The organism is Rickettsia honei RB, from assembly GCF_000263055.1.
In the GTDB taxonomy this organism is placed as follows: domain Bacteria; phylum Pseudomonadota; class Alphaproteobacteria; order Rickettsiales; family Rickettsiaceae; genus Rickettsia; species Rickettsia rickettsii.
The window spans coordinates 71,176-89,027 of sequence record NZ_AJTT01000002.1 but is presented as its reverse complement, the minus strand read 5'-3'; the positions used below and the strand labels follow the sequence as shown (position 1 = coordinate 89,027).

Here is a 17,852-nt window from a genome sequence, read left to right as displayed (position 1 = left end):
AGATAAGGAAAAATAAGAAGAATGTCAGGAAAAATAAAAGTAACATTTATTATAAATGATGGAGAAGAAAAAACAGTAGAAGCACCGATAGGGCTTTCTATTTTAGAAATTGCCCATAGTAACGATCTAGACCTTGAGGGAGCTTGTGAAGGATCGCTTGCTTGTGCTACTTGTCACGTTATTTTAGAAGAAGAATTTTACAACAAATTAAAAAAACCTACGGAAGCAGAGGAAGATATGCTTGACTTAGCCTTTGGTCTTACCGATACTTCTAGATTGGGATGTCAAATTATTTTAACCGAAGAATTAGACGGCATAAAAGTACGCCTTCCTGCTGCTACTCGTAATATAAAATTATAATGGATTAAAAAAGTGATACGTAAAATACTTCTTTTTGTGTTTTTAGCCTTTACTATAATATGGTTTGCAACTGCATATACTATAAAAAATAACGTTATAAGTTTAATGAAGAATTCTGAATCCGATAATCTTAAAATATCTTATAATGTAGTTAAGTTTTCAGGCTATCCTTTTAATTGGAAAATTACCGTAACGGACCCTAAAGTAAAATTAATTGATCATGTAAATTCTAAAGAATTTACATGCGAAAATATTGTCCTAAATATAGCTTTTAGTACTAAAAGAACCGCTCTTAATTTCGGTCCTTTTATTAGAGAAGTTGATAATTACGGCGACAAAACATTTACCTATGATGTACGCAGCGATGATGACATAAAGGGTATAGGAAAATTTAATAAACCTTTATATAAAATATTAAAAGATGATAATTTAAAAGAAATATTAAAATCCATTCAGTTAAATAATAAAGCATTATTGATATTTAAAGATAATCAAGAAATCTTTAAAATTAATGATTTAGCATTTCTTATAAGAAAACAGAATTTAGCAAGTGAGGAAAATATATCCTTATTTTTAAACATGAATTATTATTCAGAAAAAGATATTTTGAATTTTAAAAATGCTAATTTAGATATTGCTGCTTCTTTAAAATTTGCTGAAGACGGAGAAGATTCAGCTATTTTACAAAATTTTAATATAGAAAGATTTATTTTTACTTGTGATAATGATTCTAAAGTTAATTTAAACGGTGATTTACAACTCTTTGCCAATAAATTACCGAAAGGAAAACTATATTTTGAGCTGGAAAATTATAATTCCATAGTTGATAAATTATTACCGAATAATATTATTTTTTCTAAGAAAATAATTAAAACAATTATTGCTAAAGCAATTAATAAAGCTTCCGACGTGCAATTAAATACAGAGCAAAATGATTCGAATTCGGCTTACAACAATATAGAAAAAGCTAAGTTTGATATTGAGTTTTCAGACAAAGGAATAAATATCGGTGCTATTAATTTATTAGAACTAAAACTTGGTGAACATAAAGAAAACCAAAATACCACAAATAATTCAAATTAGCTTTATGAACAATTTTAAACTAGCGACTATTATTAGCATATTTCTTATTTGCAGTAATATTTATGCTGCTCCAAAAGTCATTAAAATCGGTACCGGCTCTATTTTAAAAGGATATTATGCTATTGGACTTGATTTATGCAAGACTATTACAAATGACAATAAAAATAATGAACATATTAAATGCGAAGTTGTTGCAACAAACGGTAGTATAGAAAATTTAAAATTATTACAACAAGGCAAAATTGATTTAGCCCTAGTGCAAGCTAATATTGCAGTAGAAGCATATGAGGGCATAGGTTATTATCACGATCAAGAAAAAATGCAAAATTTACGTCAGGTGCTTAATCTACATGATGAGTTTTTTACGGTTATTGTAAAAGATGAGGATAAAATAAAGGGTTTTGCTGATATTGACGGAAAAAAAATAACTAACGGTCCAGCATTTTCCAGTAGTCATATTACTTATGATGTCGTACGTTCTTTATATAAATTTGCTAAGGAACCTGAAGAGCTACACATTAATTATGAAGATTCTAGTGATCAATTCTGTAATAAGGAAATAGATGCTATAATAATGATGGTTGGACATTCTAACCCCTTAGTAAATTTAATAGCTAATAAGTGTGAAATTGATTTCATTTCTATTGACAATGATAAAATAACGGAATTAATAAAACAAAATAGAGCTTTTCATAAAGCCATACTTCATAAGGGCTTATATCCATGGATTACCGATAGTCAAACTACAGTAAAAGTATCGGCAATCCTAGTAACTAGAGATGAGGCAAATCGTGATATTTTAGATAAATTTATCGGAGCTTTTCATAGAAACGTAGCAAATTTTAAACTTTCTAATTACTTATTAAATAACCTGGACATTAACTATTTCGCCGATACTAAAAATTTTGTTCTACCAAAACATGATTCAGTAAGAAACAAAAACTAACAATATCTTATGTCTGAAAATACTATATTTAAAAATATACTGATACCTATAGATTTAAATGATAAAAAATCTATAAAAGGTATTCTTTCTAAGGCTTTAATGCTTGCGACGAACTTTCAAGCAAAATTACATTTTATGTATGTAATTCCTGAATTCGGTACGAAAATGTTTGAAGATTATTTACCTAAACATTGGAGAACAGAGAAAAAAGAAAAGTATAAAGCTCAAATTAAAGAGCTTATCAAACAATATATTCCCGATGAAATTGAAACAGATTATTATATAGGTAGCGGTGCCGTTTATGATGAAATAATTAAGCACTCTAATGAAATTAAAGCCGATTTAATCATAATCTCTGCAGTCAGACTACAATTAAAAGATTATATGCTTGGACCTAATGCTTCTAAAATCGTCCGTCATTCAGATATATCAGTGTTAGTAGTAAGAGACGAGTAATAAGTATTATTTACGACTCTTGGGAGTGCATTGCTAGCGTGGGTCCATAATCGTCATTGCGAGCAACTGTAGGCTGCGTGGTAATCCACAAAAAATAAAAAAAATGCTATAAATTAGCATTTTTTACTGGATTGCTTAGTCAAAACTTACAGTTTTTTCTTGCAATGACTATTTTGGCTGTTATAACTTCACTTTCAACTTCACAAAGCCTTGATAGCTTTGATATTTCTTTTGTAAATGACAGTGATATTCAAGTAATACGCTTACATTATCTTTTTCAGTTAAAACGCTAGCACCGCTATTATAAGCGACTTTAGGTTGCTTCGGTAATGCGATAGTTTCATTAACTTCTCTATCTTGCCATTTTACTTTAGCATTAAGTTTTTTACTATTATCATTAAGTAATGTTCTACAGATGCTTAAAGTGCAGGCATAACACTGAAACCTTCAGCTATTTTCTGCGGTGCTAAAGAGCTACCTTACCGCCTATAAAATACCGCTCTATAATGCTGCTTTTAGAAGCAATACTCAAATGCTGAATACCTACAACATCACTTTCTTGATATGTATCGTCTTTAGAGTGGCCGTATCTTATACCAAGATTTGGAGTAAGAGTAATATCACCATTCATAAGATGATTATAACTTAATAAAGTTTCAAAGTTATAATTATTATTCTTATATTTACCGGTTGCAATAGTACCTAAACGGTTGATTTACTCTTTACTATATTATGATTGTAAGCAAACATAGCTTGTATCATAAAGTTTTTCGGTAATTCTTTTTGTCCGTATAAAGTTACGATATGGCTATCGATATTAGTATTTGACCTGCTACCGTTAGATTTAAACTTTGAATCCAATTTAGTACAAGCAATACCGACTAAATCTTTGTAGTTATCAGAACCAATATCAAAACCTATAGTGCCACCCGCAGCATGACCTTTATAACCGGCAAAACCTTTTTGCGTATTAGTACCGTAAGTACCTGTAATCCAAAGGCTTTTATCTAACACTTTTTCATCTTCATCACCCGCAGCAACCACAGCACTAGAGAACATTCTATGCGATATAATATTACAGCTTATTTGAGTGATATCATGAATCGGATTATATATTGCTCCAATCATTTCTTCGTCTTGTTTTACTGCATTTTGCATTTCTACAATTTCAGCAGCTTCAACTCTTACAGCTTCAGCAATGCTTGCTTCTGCGGCTTCCTTTATAGAAGCAACTACTTTTGCCTCCTCTTCTTGTCTAACTTCCTCTTGCTTCGAGTTTTCAAGGCTAACTTCAAAATCCTTAGATTCTGATTTATTTGTACTACTAGATACTTCTCTTTTGTTCGCTCCTGTATTATATTATAATCATCATTTTCATAATCTTCTTCAATGTTAAAATCATCATCTTTATCATCAAAGCCTTCAATATTGCCCTCTACAGGAACAATCCTCTCTACACGTTGAACAATCATAATTTCTGCATCAGTATGTGGAGCTTCTTCCACCGGAGGCGGAACTACCCCTACATCTTCCATATTAATAACTACCGGTGCCGGTACTAATGGAGCTGCAACTGCAGGAACAGCTATTACCTCTTCTGCATCCTCTTCAGGATCTGCCGGTAAAACCAACGGTGCAACAGGAACCACAGAAGCAACAGCAGGAGCTACTACAACTACTCCACCATAGCTTACATCTCCATTTGTTACTGCTTGTACTGCTGCTGACTCAGGATGTCTTGTAGCAACTTCTGCTTCATTTACAGCTGCCGCTTCTATAATTGCTGCTAACCTAGAATTATTCGCTTTAAGTTGCTGCATTAATCCTGCATCTTGATTCATTCTAACACATAGATTTCTTGTTTCCTGATCTATACCACTTGCTACTTCTCTTTTAGGACCTATGAACTCAATATTGGTGCCTTCTTTTATAGCTTGAGCTAATTGATTTATATTACCATCAAGTGCATCTGCATTTTTAGTTGTATATTTCTCAAAAACTTCTTCTACAATTAATGCTTTTAGTTTTTCCTTTCCTTAAGTCTTTATTGCTAACTCTCTTTTGAAATCCGTGTCAACTGAATCTGCTATAGCTTGAACAACGGTTTCGTATTTTTTCCCCTATTTTAGAAGTAGGAGCAATATAAACTACTGCCACTGCAACCGCAGCATTTTTTTTAGGAAAAAGATTTACGATAGGCTTTAGACTGTTCCTCTTTCTGACTAAACCGTCCATACCAAGCCCATTATATCCTATCCTCGCAGGTGAGTAGTGGCAGTCCACCTGCTACCACTATTACTGGTGCAATAACAGGGGTATTAGCAGCTTTCGCTGCTTTTACTCCTTTTAATACCGCTTCTATTTTCTCATTACTTATTATATTAAGAAATTTTACAATTGCCTCTTTTAAGAAATCTTTAGTATTAGGTATTAAAGCTTTCATTTTTGCATTAAAATTATTTTGTACGGCATCTGTTATATTTTTCTCTGTAATGGTTTTAGAAGCTTTAGATAAACCAACTGCATTATCGGCTAAAACTTTTCTTAGTAATCTAGAGTTAGTATCAATTGCCGTTTCATAAATTCTTGATAATGTTGCCGGTACAGCTTTATTTTGTAAAAATGTTAGCCTCTATCTATATTACTTTCCACTGTTAAATTAACAATATTGTTATTAATCCAATTATTTATTTGAGTATTTACTTCGTTTGCTTTAGGAGTAAGGACTATATTATCTCATACTTCTCCTTTATTAGGAGCTAGATCTAGTACATCGGAAAATTTTATCTCTATTTCATTATTTAAAGAATTTGCTCCTAAAACATTTTCATTTTTAGCAATATAATCTATTCTTGATATAATTGTTTTCTTATCTTGTAGTTCATCTTTTATTTTTATTTCAGTACTTCTTGCCGTAATATGATTTTGTAAGTCCAGCGGTAATTTATCAAAAGTATAGTTTAACGGTCTATTGCATTATGTTCTTCTTCATTAAATAGCTCTTTAAAAAATTCCTTGTTGGCTATTTTATTATTTAAAGTTAAAGCTTGCCTTGAAATTTGCTTTATTACATCATCATCTTTTAGTCTATTCCAAATATTCTCAGCTTTTATCATTAATTGTGCTTTATCAGGCTTTGCTTCTGAAAATAATGCTAAAGACTCAAGTGAACTTTTCCTTTCTTCTAAAGTTACAAGTGTTTTGATAGTAATCCCTAAATCTGTTTCTGCACCTAATCTAATGTTCTTACTTCTAGCTTTCCGGGATTTCCATTATTTTTAGCTAAATACATCTCATTATGAAATATTCTGTCTAAAGTATTCGGAGCTACAAGAACTTCTGCAACTGCTCTGCCTACAACCGGTGCCGGTGCAGCTATTCTTCCTCTTAATGCAGCGTCTTCTTTTGCCTTTAGATTTATAACCTGCTAATTTTAGTTCATCATCACCTATGGCATCTAGATTTGCTATATCCCTAGCTATTGCAAGTCTTATACCTACACCTGCCGGAGGAGGAGCTGCTACTCCACCCAGTAGAGGCGGAGGAGGCGGTACTACTTCTGCCATTGCTTGAGGTGCTATATTACAAGACCTACTAGACCCTCATTATCTATTCTTATTTCACCTACAGTCTTTTTTAGGACAAGTGCCAGATCACTCATTGTTAAAGCATCGAAATTATTTATCAATGCCTGCACTTTCTTACCATCCAAATCTTTAGTTATTAAACCGACATCTTTTAAAATCTTGTTATAACTTTTTAGACCTTGCTCATCAACTACCTTATCGTTTTCATTCACTATCTTAATTTTACCGTTATCAATATATGCTTCTTTTAATTTAGCCATCTGCTCTCAATAATTAACTACTATTGCAGGATCAGCTAACTTCATTACGGATTATCTTATGGGAATACTAGATTGTTTAGACTCAAGCTCAACTAAGTTTTGATTAACATAGTTTTTAAATTGATCTAATAATTTATGTTTTGCTTCCGGAGTAGCTACACTTTTAAACTTATTTAATAAAGGGCTGTTTCCTGATTCAGAGTATTTAGCATTAATATCGATGCTTCTTACAGATTCTTTACAACTTTTAAATCGTCATTAGCATCTACACCGCCTGTCATAGATATATATTTTAACTGCTCCAAAGGTGTATTTAAATTTTCTATGTTATAAAATGTATAGCCTTTTTAATTTTATCGCTAATACTGACAGCATTTGCCCCTTCAGCTTTAGCAAGGATTTCCAATACTTGAAGTCTATTTTCTAGAGCCATCTCTTGCTCGTTACGTCCTGTTTCTACTGCTGTATTACCTGTTAAATCAACAACTTCAACACCGGCTGCACGTGCTTCTCTTCTTTCTCTAGCACCGTTAAGTACAGGAGCAACTACTTGAAGAGTGACTTCTATTATTGCGTTATTGAATAATCTTCTTTCCCCCGGCATAAGATCGTCAACAAGGTCACCAAAATCTGTACGGTCCTGAATTCCTTTTATAACATTAAGCTTTTGAGCAGGAGTTAATATTTGGTAGTCAGCAGTATGGTTCAATATATCATAGATTTCTATATCTGCTCTTGCTTCCCCAGTCACAGCGGTAAGGATTGCAGCATTAGCACAGTTAAGTAAGAATAATTTTGTAAGTTTAGAATTTATAGATTTAATATTTTTTCCATAATATCTAATTTCTCTTTAATAAATCTTAGCAATTACTTAAAATATTAATACTTTTTTGTTATTAAAGATAATGATACATAAAAAATATTATGTCAAAAATTTACATTGATGAGTTATAAAATAGGATAGTAAAGTGGATTTTATATGATATTTTAGTATTTATAGGAAATGTTATTTTTGTTAACGTTTACGTTTAGTTAATTTATTAAAATCTCGTAGAATATTATACGATATTTATACATGCAAACTATATTATTAAAATTTTCATTATTTTTAAAATGCTTTATAATGATTGTTATATAACATGATGTCACTCCCGCATGAATACCCAAGTCGTCATTGCGAGCGAACGTTAGTGAGCGTGACAATCTCAGGAATTGTTCCAATATTGCTTAGTCGAAACTTGCAGTTTTTCCTCGCAATGACGCAAAAATCGTTCCACGCAACCGCGCTTTCTTGCCTACACGGGAATGACATTAACCTATAAGGTATATTACTTTGTCTCTCAAAACCAAATTACTTTTTATTACAATCAGCGGCATTATAATATTATATTTTGCTATTCCTCCTGCACCTTTACTTAAAGACGTAAGTTTCTCACAAAGAGTATTTGACCGAAACGGCGAGTTAATGCGTATTTCGCTTTCTAAAGACGATAAATATAGGATATTCACTCCTATACGTGAAATACCGACAAGTTTTATAGAAACAGTACTATTATATGAAGACAAGCATTTTTATGCGCATTTTGGCGTTAACCCCGTTTCTTTAGCCAAAGCTTTTTATTCTACTTATTTACAGAATAATCGTAAAATAGGCGGCTCTACTATAACAATGCAAGTAGCACGTTTAAGATATGGAATAAACTCTTCTACTATTCTTGGTAAAATCCATCAAATCATTAAAGCTATTCATGTAGAGCTACATTATTCAAAAGATGAAATCCTAGAAGCTTATCTAAATCTAGTGCCTTACGGTAGTAATATTGAAGGGATAGCAGCCGGCAGTTATATTTACTTCAATCGTGACATAAAAGATTTAAATTTGATCGATATTCTAAGTCTTGCAGTAATCCCACAAAATCCGCTTAAAAGAGGCGGGAATGATATTAATATTTTTAAAGCACGTAAATATCTATTTACCGAGTGGCTCACGATTCACCCACAAGATATTATTTATAATAAGTTAATTAGTTTGCCGGTTAAATTTAATCAAAATAAAAAGCTTCCTTTTATTGCACCGCATTTTACTTTAGACATATTAGCAAATAATGATAGCCCTATTATACGCACTACTATAGATAAAAATCTGCAAGCTGCTATAGAACAACAAGTTCGGCTATATATTAATGATCGGACAAAATATGGCATTAATAATGCCTCAGTAATTCTTATTGATTTTACTACTATGGAAGTGCTTGCAAGTATTGGCTCCGGAGAGTTTTTTAATAACGATATTTGTGGACAGATTAACGGCACTAAAAGCCATAGATCTCCAGGCTCAGCTTTAAAACCGTTTGTCTATGCACTTAGTTTTGATCAATCACTAATACATCCGTTAACTTTACTAAAGGATACACCTACTTACTATGATTATTATAAACCGGAAAATTTTGATAGTAGGTTTGCAGGCGGTTTAAGTGCTAGAGAATCGTTAATAAAGAGCCGTAACGTACCTGTAATATTTCTAGCGTCTAAGTTAAAAAACCCGAATTTTTATGAGTTCTTACAACAAGCAAAAATTAGCGGCTTACGAAAACCTGAAAATTACGGTTTATCTATAGTGCTCGGCACAGCAGAAATTACTCTTGAAGAGTTAACTACTCTTTATGCTATGCTTGCTAATTTCGGTACTTATAAACCGCTTAGAAAAGTATTGGATTCTACTATGTCATTCCTGCAAAAGCAGGAATCCATAAAAAATTACCTAAATGTTGGAACAAAAATTTCATATGATTTACTGGATTCCCGCTTTCGCGGGAATGACACAGGAGAGGACAAGGATGACACAGACACCGTACTACTATCCCCCGAGGCAAGCTATTTAACACTTGATATTATAAAAGATACGACCCGTCCTATTACCTATAATAATACAAGGCATAACTTACCGATTTATTGGAAAACAGGTACTTCCAGCTCATTTAGAGATGCACTTAGCGTTGGCATATTCGGGAAATACGTACTTGCTGTTTGGGTTGGGGATTTCAAAGGACAAACTCACGGAACATTTACGGGTAATATTGCTGCAGCCCCTTTATTCTTTAATATTATCGAATCCATAGCTAGACCAAATAAAGATGAGGATTTAATCCTTTCAAAAATTAATGCACTAAATATTACTAAAGTAAAAGTTTGTGCAGATACGGGAGATATCGATAACGATATGTGTCCGGTTAAAGCAGAAACCTTATTCATTCAAGGCAAATCACCGATAAAACAATCCGGTATTTATAGAAAAATGTTGATAGATTTAAAAACCGGTATGCCTGCTTGTAACTTTATTAAAGGACAAACAGAATATAAAACAGTAAATTTATGGCCAACAGATATGCTTGCGGTTTATCAAAAAGCAGGAATACATATATTACCGAAACCGATACCTACAAACCATTGCAATAGGTTGATAAATTGGCATCATCAAAAACCTAAAATTATATACCCGTTAAAAAATTCCGTACATTCAATTAAAAATAGCGATAACATTACTTTTAGTGCGATTAGCGATAATAAAACCAACAACATTTTTTGGTTTGTGGAAAATGAATTAATAGCAACCGCGAAACCAAACGAAGCAGTAATATGGAAAGCAAAAGCCGGTGAATTTATTATTAGAGCTATCAGCGATAGCGGCGAAAGCGACAGTATAAAAATTTATATTAAAGAATAGATTAGCGGTTATATATGAAATTTAAAATTCCCACAGAAATTGAGATTAAACCTTTCACAGAAGAAGAAACTGCTCTTGATTCTTTAAAAGCAAATATTCTCAATGCATTGACTGAAGTGAATTATTCACTAATACCAGCAGGAAAAACACCAGAAGCTACAGAGTAGTAATAGGGTTACCTTATAGTGGAAAAAACACATTTTTAAATGCTCTTGAGAACAACCTTAAGATTAACGGTGAAGAATTTACATTTGATAAATTATTTGATTTTGAAAAAACGCCGGAAATTCAGCATAAATACGAACCGGCTATATATGATCCCAAAAAATTTGAAATTGCAGAAAAAGTATTTTGGGAACGCTCTAACGGAGTACCCGATACAGTGCAAGAGTTAATCAATGTATTTTTCATTCAAAAGCTAGTTCAAATGACCGATAAATTAAAATTTATCATAGTAGCAAAAGAAGAGACCGTAAAATCCCCTAGTATCTTTAACAGGATTATAGAAGACTTTAAAAATATTTTTCCTACAGAAGAACACAAAAAATTAAAAGGAAATGTTATATGCGTAATAACACAACGTAATGAAAATAATCATGAAAACATTATACCGATGTACAAAATAGCATTGCTATTAACAAGGATACATTAGAATTCTCTGATATAAAATTTTTCTATAAACCTACTTCTCAAAATGGGGGCATAAACCTCTCTCTAGAACTAAACACCTAGAAGAGAAAAAAGGAGTACAAAATTTAGCGATAAAGCAGCTAAGTGCATTGTTAAAGGAACAAGACAGTCTGATAGAAAATTTACATACACAAATACAGATAAATTTAGAATTTATAATTAATACTATCCAATCAATTTTTGAAGACTTTAATGTATATACACCTCTTAACTACTCAAAATTTTTTAACTATAAGGGTTATATTAAACCATATTTACCAAGTTCTCCAATACAATACCGGCTATAGAAAAAACTCTTTCTTGTTTTGAGGGATTAGCACAATTATCAGAATTGCAAGCTATCATATTAAACAAACAAGCTAATAACCTTATAGGGGTAATATTGCAAATTTTAGACTCTATTGAGAAATTCACAGACAATAAACCGTTTATTCAATCTTACCGATATGTATTAAACTTACAAATTAAAGAATTATCATTATTTGAAGAAATGTTATCTAAAACATGGTCTCAATCCAATGATTGCTATAGTTCCTTAATTGAAATATGATTCATACAAAATCACTATCTATCTTCTATAAAAAATATAGAACCTAAACACGATCAACCAGTGCAATATTATAAAGAAGCCATAAAGTGTAAACTAAGTACTCGGACAAAGCAGAAGTGACTCAAACTATAGCTAGCTGCTACTCTAAAATAGGCGATATATTGAGCGAAGCAGAAGATTATAATGAAGCTTTAGTTAATTATAATGCAGCTTAACATGTAATGAAGAACTTAAAGAAATGTACAATAAAATCGACGATACGCTATTTAACTTAGGACGTGAAGACCCAGCTATCATATTTTATAGAAAGAATAATAAATTAGACTCTATATTAAAAATGTTATGACAGTCTTATAAATAAGGCTGAAAAGCCTATAAAATATGATTTATATATGGGCCCAAGGAAACGAACTTTGCTTTCAAAAACAACGAGATGCAATGCTTATGGCATACAATATTCTTAGGAAACCCAAATAATAACGCAATTCAACAAACAGATATTTCAGAACAACAACAAAGAGAGGGATATCTTAATGGTATAATCGGCGATATTATTGATCTGTGACCTTTCACTGGTATTAAGCGGCTTATTATTCCTCTCTGTCATCCCATGATTTATTCACGGAATCCAGGAAAACATATAAAAATTTATTTTTATATGTTTATTTTGTTAAACATGTAGTGTAGGTAACAATATTGAAGTTATTTTTTCTGGACCCCATGGTCAGGCCACGGGGTGACAGTGAAAAACCCATGAACGCTCACCTTGATCTATCTATCTCAGTAAATCATTTATGCTTACTTTAGCTCTAGTAGTTTTATCGACTTGTTTTACGATAACTACGCAATAAAGTCCAGGCTTACCGGCTTCCTTAGCAGGTAATACTCCTGGAACTACAACGGAATAAGCCGGAATTCTGCCGTAAATAATTTCACCTGTATCTCTGTATACTATTTTTGTAGAGCTACCGATAAACACCCCCATACTAATTACTGCTCCTTCCTCTACTATTACACCTTCTGCTATTTCCGATCTTGCACCGATAAAACAATTATCTTCAATGATAACAGGCTTTGCTTGCAACGGCTCAAGCACCCCACCTATTCCCGTGCCGCCTGAAATATGACAATTCTTGCCGATTTGAGCACATGAACCGATAGTAGCCCATGTATCAATCATTGTTCCCTCATCTATATAAGCACCTATATTAATGAAAGAAGGCATAATTACAACATTTTTAGCTATATAAGTACCGGTTCTAACAACAGCTCCGGGCACTTTGCGTATAGCTGCTTCTTTAAATGTATTTTTATCAGTATCTGCAGAAAATTTAGGAGCAACTTTGTCATACCAACTATTATAATTGTTATTATAAAGTTGTGATTCCGTAGTGATAAAATATAGTAATATAGCTTTCTTTACCCATTCATTAACGTACCAACTATTTTCTTTCTTTTCACAAACACGAATCGTACCTTGATTTAAGCTTTCTATACTATCATTAAGAGTTTGCTTTAATGTTATAAGCTTTGAAGAATCTTGAAGAAGTTTGTCCTTAATTTGCCAAACTTCTTCAATTTCTTTAATAAGAGAGGACATATCTTTTAACTGTTTTATTGCCAAAAATAATAAATGAGATTATCATGAAGTCAAACATAATAATTATAATTAACTATGCATATTACTTGCCCAAATTGCCAAACAAGATTTATTGTTACAAGCAATCAAATAGGTATTAACGGACGACGAGTAAAATGTTCCAAATGTAGCCATTTGTGGTATCAGAAATTAGACTATAATACTAGTACATTAAATGACTTTAAAGATAAAGTAAACACGGGAACTATTAAAAATCATTACAATGCTAATGTGCCGGTTATTTTACCGTATATTCCTCCTAAGAAAAAATATAATATATTTCCAATATTATGGACTAGCTTTATAATTTTTTGTTTAGTGATATTACTAATAGATAGCTTTCAATTCTTAGGTAAATATGATCAATTAAAGATAGAAGAAATTAATTTAGGCAAACCTCGTCATATAGGCGGTATGAAGATATTTTATAAATTATCTAATGAGTCTGATTATTTAATTTCCGATCCTATAATCAAAGTAAGAGTAATGGATACTAATAATCAAGCTTTAGATGAATATGTATCAATTACAAAACTACAAACAAAAATCCCTGCAAAACAAGCAATATATCTAGAAATGAATATTGAAGGGATCCCTATTACAGCAAAATATATTGATATTGTTATAGGTAATAGATTAGGACTTTTATTTAAGTGAGGATGTTGTTGCATAGACCGACAAAATCTACTGTCATCCCGTGGTTTAACCACGTGATCCATCAAAACAATTAAAACACTATTGAGTATTGTACGAATGTTGCTGTTGACCTGAGTATAAAGGCAATTGATGTCATTCCCACGTAGGCGGAATCCAGTAAAACATATAAAAACTTGTTTTTATATGTTTATTTTTATTAAATATGTAACCTATATTAAGGTTGTCTTGTCCCTACCTTTGCAGGAATGACATAGGGGCTATGCAACAACATCACTTAAAAAATAAAAATACCCATAAGCTTCGGCTTATGGGTATTACTAAAGAGATAATAATTTTTTTGTGTATTAGGAAACACCACAATTTGAGCTATTAGTATCACTTGATACCATATTAACAATATCTGGAGCTTTAAATAATATAATGATTGCAGTAACTACCACTAAAGCTACTTCCCACTGCAATTTTCCTCTTAATGTTTGAATCCCCAGAACAATTATACCGACAACAGCTATACCTTTTGCAGTATTGCCTCTGAATACTTTAATTAACTTACATAATGCATCACCTACAGGATCGTCGACATTAGCACCTAAGCTATCAAAAGCTACCATAATAATAGCCACGCTTAGAATAGTAAATAATATGCGTAATGATAGATTATAATCGATTAATTCTTCGTTTAATTTACGAATAGGAAAGTTCATATGTTTTACCTCAATAAAATAATTAGCATTTAAAAAATAATGTATAATTTATTTATATATAAATCAACTCCTAAATATATGCAATTTTAATTAATATGCAAAAATATTTTAAAAACACTTATTTTAAGTAACATTATAATCACATATAGTATAATTTAACTTCCAAATATATAAACAAACGTAAATAAAAATAACCAAACCACATCTACAAAATGCCAGTACCATGCAGCACATTCAAACCCTAAATGTCCATTACCTTCTGTAGTAAAATCTCCTCTTTTTGCTCTAAAGTAGCAAATTATTAGAAATATAGTACCTATAATTACATGAACTCCATGAAAACCCGTGGCTAAATAAAAATTAGAAGCATATATGCCATCTGTAAATTTAAACGCCGCATGGTAATATTCATATGCCTGCATAGTTGTAAAAAATATTCCAAGCAATATGGTAAGAGCAAGTGCAGTTACACAATCTTTTTGATTTTTTTCTTCTAAGGCGTAGTGAGCCCAAGTAACGGTAGTGCCTGATAAGAGTAGTATTAAAGTATTGATAAAAGGAATATCAAACGGCTCAAAAGTTTTAATTGTAGGTGGAGGCCAAATGCCCTGCTTTACAACCCATACACCGTCTAAAAGACCTACGGGTGATAGACTTGATTTAAAAAAAGAAGCAAAAAATACACCAAAAAATACTATTTCCGTTAAGATAAATAACGCCATACCTATTTGCAAACCTTTTCTAACAGGACTAGTATGCTGATGTTCGACTATTCCTTCTTTCACTATATCTCTCCACCAAGAATATAAACAGTAACCTACTGAAATAATCCCTGCAGATAAAATATATATATTAAATTTGTAGCCATGCATGAACGAGACGCCGCCTATAACCAAAAGAAGTAAAGCAAAAGATGTTAGGACGGGCCAAGGGCTTGGGTCTACTATATGGAATAAGTGCGATTTAGTAATAGAATATGAATTATTTAAAGTTATCTTTTGACTCATATTGTTATTTTATATTTCCTAATTATCACCAATAACAAACTACAAAAGTAATCTGCTATTCGCATGAGTGAAAATAAATATAAATTATTATTGATGTAAAAGCAAATGCTAGAAGGAGATTATATAGAAAATATACCCCGCAACTCAGAATTACATTATTTATTATCAATGACAACTAAAATCTCTTGACTCTTTATATTATTCAACTAATATATAGACCGCTAATAATGTTTAAACTCCATTGTTACAAGACCAATCTGTCAAAACTTAATATTAAGTTATGCCAAGAGTCTATTATTATAAGTGAGTAAAATCATGAAGTATAATGGAGGTTGTTGTCTTACAGCAACGGATCTTAACCCCTGGCCCCTTTATTTATTAATTCTAAAAAATACAAATGCAAAAAATAAAGAACAAATTTAAAAAAAGTTTTTCTTTTCATCACCATTTCTAATAATATTACTAATGTTTTATCTTCTTAATATCTTAGAAGTAAAATATTTCTAGATTTTTTAACTAATTAAGTTGTTAACTCTAAATTTTCTTACTTAAAATTATAGAGATACGACAAATTATCTTCACTATTTTACTAGTTATTTCTACAAATATTGCCTCAGTACTATAATTCATTATAGCAATATTTTTATGTTCAATTTCATCAAGTCGAAATTTAATAATATTATTTAATAATTCTGGCTCAACATTTTTATTTTCTAAATAATTTATTTGCTGTTCATAATGTTTTTCTATTACTTCTTCTACACTCTCGGTAATAAGCATCGCCGTTTTTATTCCCATCAAGGCAGATAAAGCACCAAGTAAAAATCCGTAATGATGCCAAAAAAATAATAAAAACGTGGGTCTCACTTTTTTTTCCAGTAATTTTTTTTCAAAATAATTTAAATGCACTTCTTCGTGGTCAAGCATTTCTTTAATCAATATATGATCATTTTGAGATTTAATATATTTTAGCTGTCCTTGATAAATTCTTTTTGCACCATATTCTCCGGCATGATTAACTCTAATTATCTCGTGAATTTGTTTGTTAGGGTCAGAAAAATCAGGTCTAGGCATAATGTATACTCGTTTAATTTGAAAAATTGGCTACGTCATCTTATAAGCGCTACGGTGCTCACGTATTCAAGTATACGCTCCGCTCCTCGCCTTATAGTCTCCTTGCTCTTTTCCACATTAAACTTCGTCTACTCTTCATTTACTTTGGAGTATACTTTGGAATAAATCGAAACTAGCAGGATTTAACTTATAATCCACTTCTGCCTGTTGTAGCACTTTTAAAGTCTTTAGACATTCAGTGAGGCTAAGACCGTTTGCTATCTTCGTAAAATCATTAATATACTGATAGAAAATCGGTGGTGATAATGATTTTATTGCGAGTTCCAAACGCTCACCGTTTTTTACTTTCGACAAAACTATATATAAATTTAAATAATGCCTTATTAATGCTCTAATAATTAAAACTTCATTGATATTTTGTTTCTTTAATATATCAAGCTCTTGCAGAAAATTACTATAATCTTTTTTTGAAAAATACATTGCTAAATCACTGCCATTTGCCGTAATTTCGCTACTTATAACTTCTAGAACGTCGTTTAAAGTAATTTCGCGTGCATCGTGAACAAAATATATTAATTTATTTATTTCGCTACAAATTAAATCATGATCACCTTTTAAATGAGCTTTTAAATAAGTGATAGCTTCTTTACTTATAACTTTATTAGTTTTTTCTACTTTACCTAAAATAATTCGTTCAATTTTTGCTTCATCATCATGATAACAAGCAACTGCTGCTAAATATTCTTCCGTTTCAAAAAACTTTCTAATGCTCCCACTAGAAGTCATTTCTTCACCTATAAATACAGGAAAATTTATATAATCACTGTTTAGAATTGTTTTTAAATTCTGATCGATTGAATTCCCAACCGATCTAATTTTAATTAATTCTTTTTGACCAAAAAAATTAGACGAATTAAGTAATATTTCTAAAGATGAAATATTAAGATCTGCGTATTCTATAGAAGTTTGTAGCATATTTAAGCTTTTTACTAAATGCTTACAAATTTTTTCTATATAACCTTTATCAGGACCATATAGTAAAAGAGCTCTAATCTTTCCGGATGTTATTAGTTCAAATAATCTACCTATTTGTGAAAAATAAAATTTCATAGCTT

At 31.3% G+C, this 17,852-nt stretch carries 23 protein-coding genes; 10 read left to right on the top strand and 13 right to left on the bottom strand.

Annotated elements, in window-relative coordinates; translation table 11 throughout:
• The first annotated feature begins 21 nt into the window (after positions 1-21).
• Genes WSW_RS0102735 through WSW_RS0102720 form a run of 4 tightly spaced genes read left to right on the top strand, consistent with a single transcriptional unit; the run spans position 22 to position 2,845 of the window.
• Positions 22-360, top strand: a complete 339-nt coding sequence (locus WSW_RS0102735; RefSeq protein WP_004996492.1) for a ferredoxin family 2Fe-2S iron-sulfur cluster binding protein — start codon at positions 22-24, stop codon at positions 358-360.
• A 12-nt stretch (positions 361-372) separates the two neighbouring features.
• On the top strand, positions 373-1,443 hold the full coding sequence (locus WSW_RS0102730) for an RP198 family tick cell line-upregulated protein (protein ID WP_016916985.1): 1,071 nt from the start codon (positions 373-375) through the stop codon (positions 1,441-1,443).
• 4 nt (positions 1,444-1,447) lie between these two features.
• Entirely contained in the window at positions 1,448-2,389 is a 942-nt protein-coding gene (locus WSW_RS0102725) for a TAXI family TRAP transporter solute-binding subunit (RefSeq protein WP_029374957.1), read from the top strand.
• A gap of 9 nt (positions 2,390-2,398) precedes the next feature.
• Entirely contained in the window at positions 2,399-2,845 is a 447-nt protein-coding gene (locus WSW_RS0102720; protein WP_012736528.1) for a universal stress protein, read from the top strand.
• 466 nt (positions 2,846-3,311) lie between these two features.
• On the opposite strand, the gene WSW_RS1000000113555 is transcribed toward WSW_RS0102720, so the two are convergent.
• The 4 genes from WSW_RS1000000113555 to WSW_RS1000000111525 form a co-directional block, all read right to left on the bottom strand.
• Entirely contained in the window at positions 3,312-3,542 is a 231-nt protein-coding gene (locus WSW_RS1000000113555) for an autotransporter outer membrane beta-barrel domain-containing protein (protein ID WP_083832913.1), read from the bottom strand.
• Positions 3,543-3,547: 5 nt separating this feature from the next.
• Positions 3,548-4,003, bottom strand: coding sequence for an autotransporter outer membrane beta-barrel domain-containing protein (locus WSW_RS1000000113550; protein WP_016916982.1), 456 nt, complete (start codon positions 4,001-4,003; stop codon positions 3,548-3,550).
• Positions 4,004-4,077: 74 nt separating this feature from the next.
• The gene (locus tag WSW_RS1000000112845; protein ID WP_016916981.1) at positions 4,078-4,686 is read right to left on the bottom strand and encodes a hypothetical protein; all 609 of its coding nucleotides are present in this window, start codon (positions 4,684-4,686) and stop codon (positions 4,078-4,080) included.
• 232 nt (positions 4,687-4,918) lie between these two features.
• Positions 4,919-5,128 (bottom strand): hypothetical protein, encoded by a 210-nt coding sequence (locus WSW_RS1000000111525; RefSeq protein ID WP_156793054.1) that lies wholly within the window; start codon positions 5,126-5,128, stop codon positions 4,919-4,921.
• On the opposite strand from WSW_RS1000000111525, the gene WSW_RS1000000109240 reads away from it, so the two are divergent.
• Positions 5,110-5,427 (top strand): hypothetical protein, encoded by a 318-nt coding sequence (locus WSW_RS1000000109240; RefSeq protein WP_016916979.1) that lies wholly within the window; start codon positions 5,110-5,112, stop codon positions 5,425-5,427. The two genes, WSW_RS1000000111525 and WSW_RS1000000109240, sit on opposite strands and share 19 nt — an antisense overlap.
• 378 nt (positions 5,428-5,805) lie before the next feature.
• On the opposite strand, the gene WSW_RS1000000112295 is transcribed toward WSW_RS1000000109240, so the two are convergent.
• The 4 genes from WSW_RS1000000112295 to WSW_RS0102675 all read right to left on the bottom strand — a co-directional run bounded on the left by WSW_RS1000000112295 (position 5,806) and on the right by WSW_RS0102675 (position 7,443).
• Positions 5,806-5,961, bottom strand: a complete 156-nt coding sequence (locus tag WSW_RS1000000112295) for a hypothetical protein (RefSeq protein WP_004996505.1) — start codon at positions 5,959-5,961, stop codon at positions 5,806-5,808.
• Between the two features lie 180 nt (positions 5,962-6,141).
• Positions 6,142-6,411, bottom strand: a complete 270-nt coding sequence (locus WSW_RS0102685; RefSeq protein ID WP_016916978.1) for a hypothetical protein — start codon at positions 6,409-6,411, stop codon at positions 6,142-6,144.
• A gap of 11 nt (positions 6,412-6,422) precedes the next feature.
• Positions 6,423-6,692 (bottom strand): hypothetical protein, encoded by a 270-nt coding sequence (locus WSW_RS0102680; protein ID WP_016916977.1) that lies wholly within the window; start codon positions 6,690-6,692, stop codon positions 6,423-6,425.
• Positions 6,693-7,014: 322 nt separating this feature from the next.
• Positions 7,015-7,443 carry a hypothetical protein gene (locus WSW_RS0102675; RefSeq protein ID WP_016916976.1) on the bottom strand — a complete coding sequence of 143 codons (429 nt, stop codon included), beginning with the start codon at positions 7,441-7,443 and terminating at the stop codon, positions 7,015-7,017.
• A 582-nt stretch (positions 7,444-8,025) separates the two neighbouring features.
• Here WSW_RS0102675 and pbpC point away from each other — a divergent pair.
• From pbpC to WSW_RS1000000111520, 4 genes are all read left to right on the top strand, one after another.
• Positions 8,026-10,416: a penicillin-binding protein 1C gene (gene pbpC / locus WSW_RS0102670; RefSeq protein WP_016916975.1), complete on the top strand. Its 2,391-nt coding sequence runs from the start codon at positions 8,026-8,028 to the stop codon at positions 10,414-10,416.
• Between the two features lie 14 nt (positions 10,417-10,430).
• Complete coding sequence (locus WSW_RS1000000111940) at positions 10,431-10,583, top strand: hypothetical protein (RefSeq protein WP_016916974.1); 153 nt, start codon at positions 10,431-10,433, stop codon at positions 10,581-10,583.
• 215 nt (positions 10,584-10,798) lie between these two features.
• On the top strand, positions 10,799-11,068 hold the full coding sequence (locus WSW_RS0102660) for a hypothetical protein (protein WP_016916973.1): 270 nt from the start codon (positions 10,799-10,801) through the stop codon (positions 11,066-11,068).
• 369 nt (positions 11,069-11,437) lie between these two features.
• Positions 11,438-11,656 carry a hypothetical protein gene (locus tag WSW_RS1000000111520; protein WP_156793053.1) on the top strand — a complete coding sequence of 73 codons (219 nt, stop codon included), beginning with the start codon at positions 11,438-11,440 and terminating at the stop codon, positions 11,654-11,656.
• A gap of 775 nt (positions 11,657-12,431) precedes the next feature.
• Here WSW_RS1000000111520 and dapD read toward each other — a convergent pair.
• Positions 12,432-13,256, bottom strand: coding sequence for a 2,3,4,5-tetrahydropyridine-2,6-dicarboxylate N-succinyltransferase (dapD, locus tag WSW_RS0102645; protein WP_016916970.1), 825 nt, complete (start codon positions 13,254-13,256; stop codon positions 12,432-12,434).
• Between the two features lie 75 nt (positions 13,257-13,331).
• Between dapD and WSW_RS0102640 the strand changes: the two genes are divergently transcribed.
• The gene (locus WSW_RS0102640) at positions 13,332-13,952 is read left to right on the top strand and encodes an MJ0042-type zinc finger domain-containing protein (protein WP_016916969.1); all 621 of its coding nucleotides are present in this window, start codon (positions 13,332-13,334) and stop codon (positions 13,950-13,952) included.
• A 344-nt stretch (positions 13,953-14,296) separates the two neighbouring features.
• Here the strand turns inward: WSW_RS0102640 and WSW_RS0102635 are convergent, their stop codons facing one another.
• From WSW_RS0102635 to holA, 4 genes are all read right to left on the bottom strand, one after another.
• Positions 14,297-14,656, bottom strand: coding sequence for a TrbC/VirB2 family type IV secretion system protein (locus WSW_RS0102635; protein ID WP_016916968.1), 360 nt, complete (start codon positions 14,654-14,656; stop codon positions 14,297-14,299).
• A 155-nt stretch (positions 14,657-14,811) separates the two neighbouring features.
• Positions 14,812-15,663 carry a cytochrome c oxidase subunit 3 gene (locus WSW_RS0102630; protein ID WP_016916967.1) on the bottom strand — a complete coding sequence of 284 codons (852 nt, stop codon included), beginning with the start codon at positions 15,661-15,663 and terminating at the stop codon, positions 14,812-14,814.
• A 534-nt stretch (positions 15,664-16,197) separates the two neighbouring features.
• Positions 16,198-16,737: a demethoxyubiquinone hydroxylase family protein gene (locus WSW_RS0102625; protein ID WP_016916966.1), complete on the bottom strand. Its 540-nt coding sequence runs from the start codon at positions 16,735-16,737 to the stop codon at positions 16,198-16,200.
• A 135-nt stretch (positions 16,738-16,872) separates the two neighbouring features.
• Entirely contained in the window at positions 16,873-17,847 is a 975-nt protein-coding gene (holA, locus tag WSW_RS0102620; protein WP_012736533.1) for a DNA polymerase III subunit delta, read from the bottom strand.
• Between the last annotated feature and the right edge of the window lie 5 nt (positions 17,848-17,852).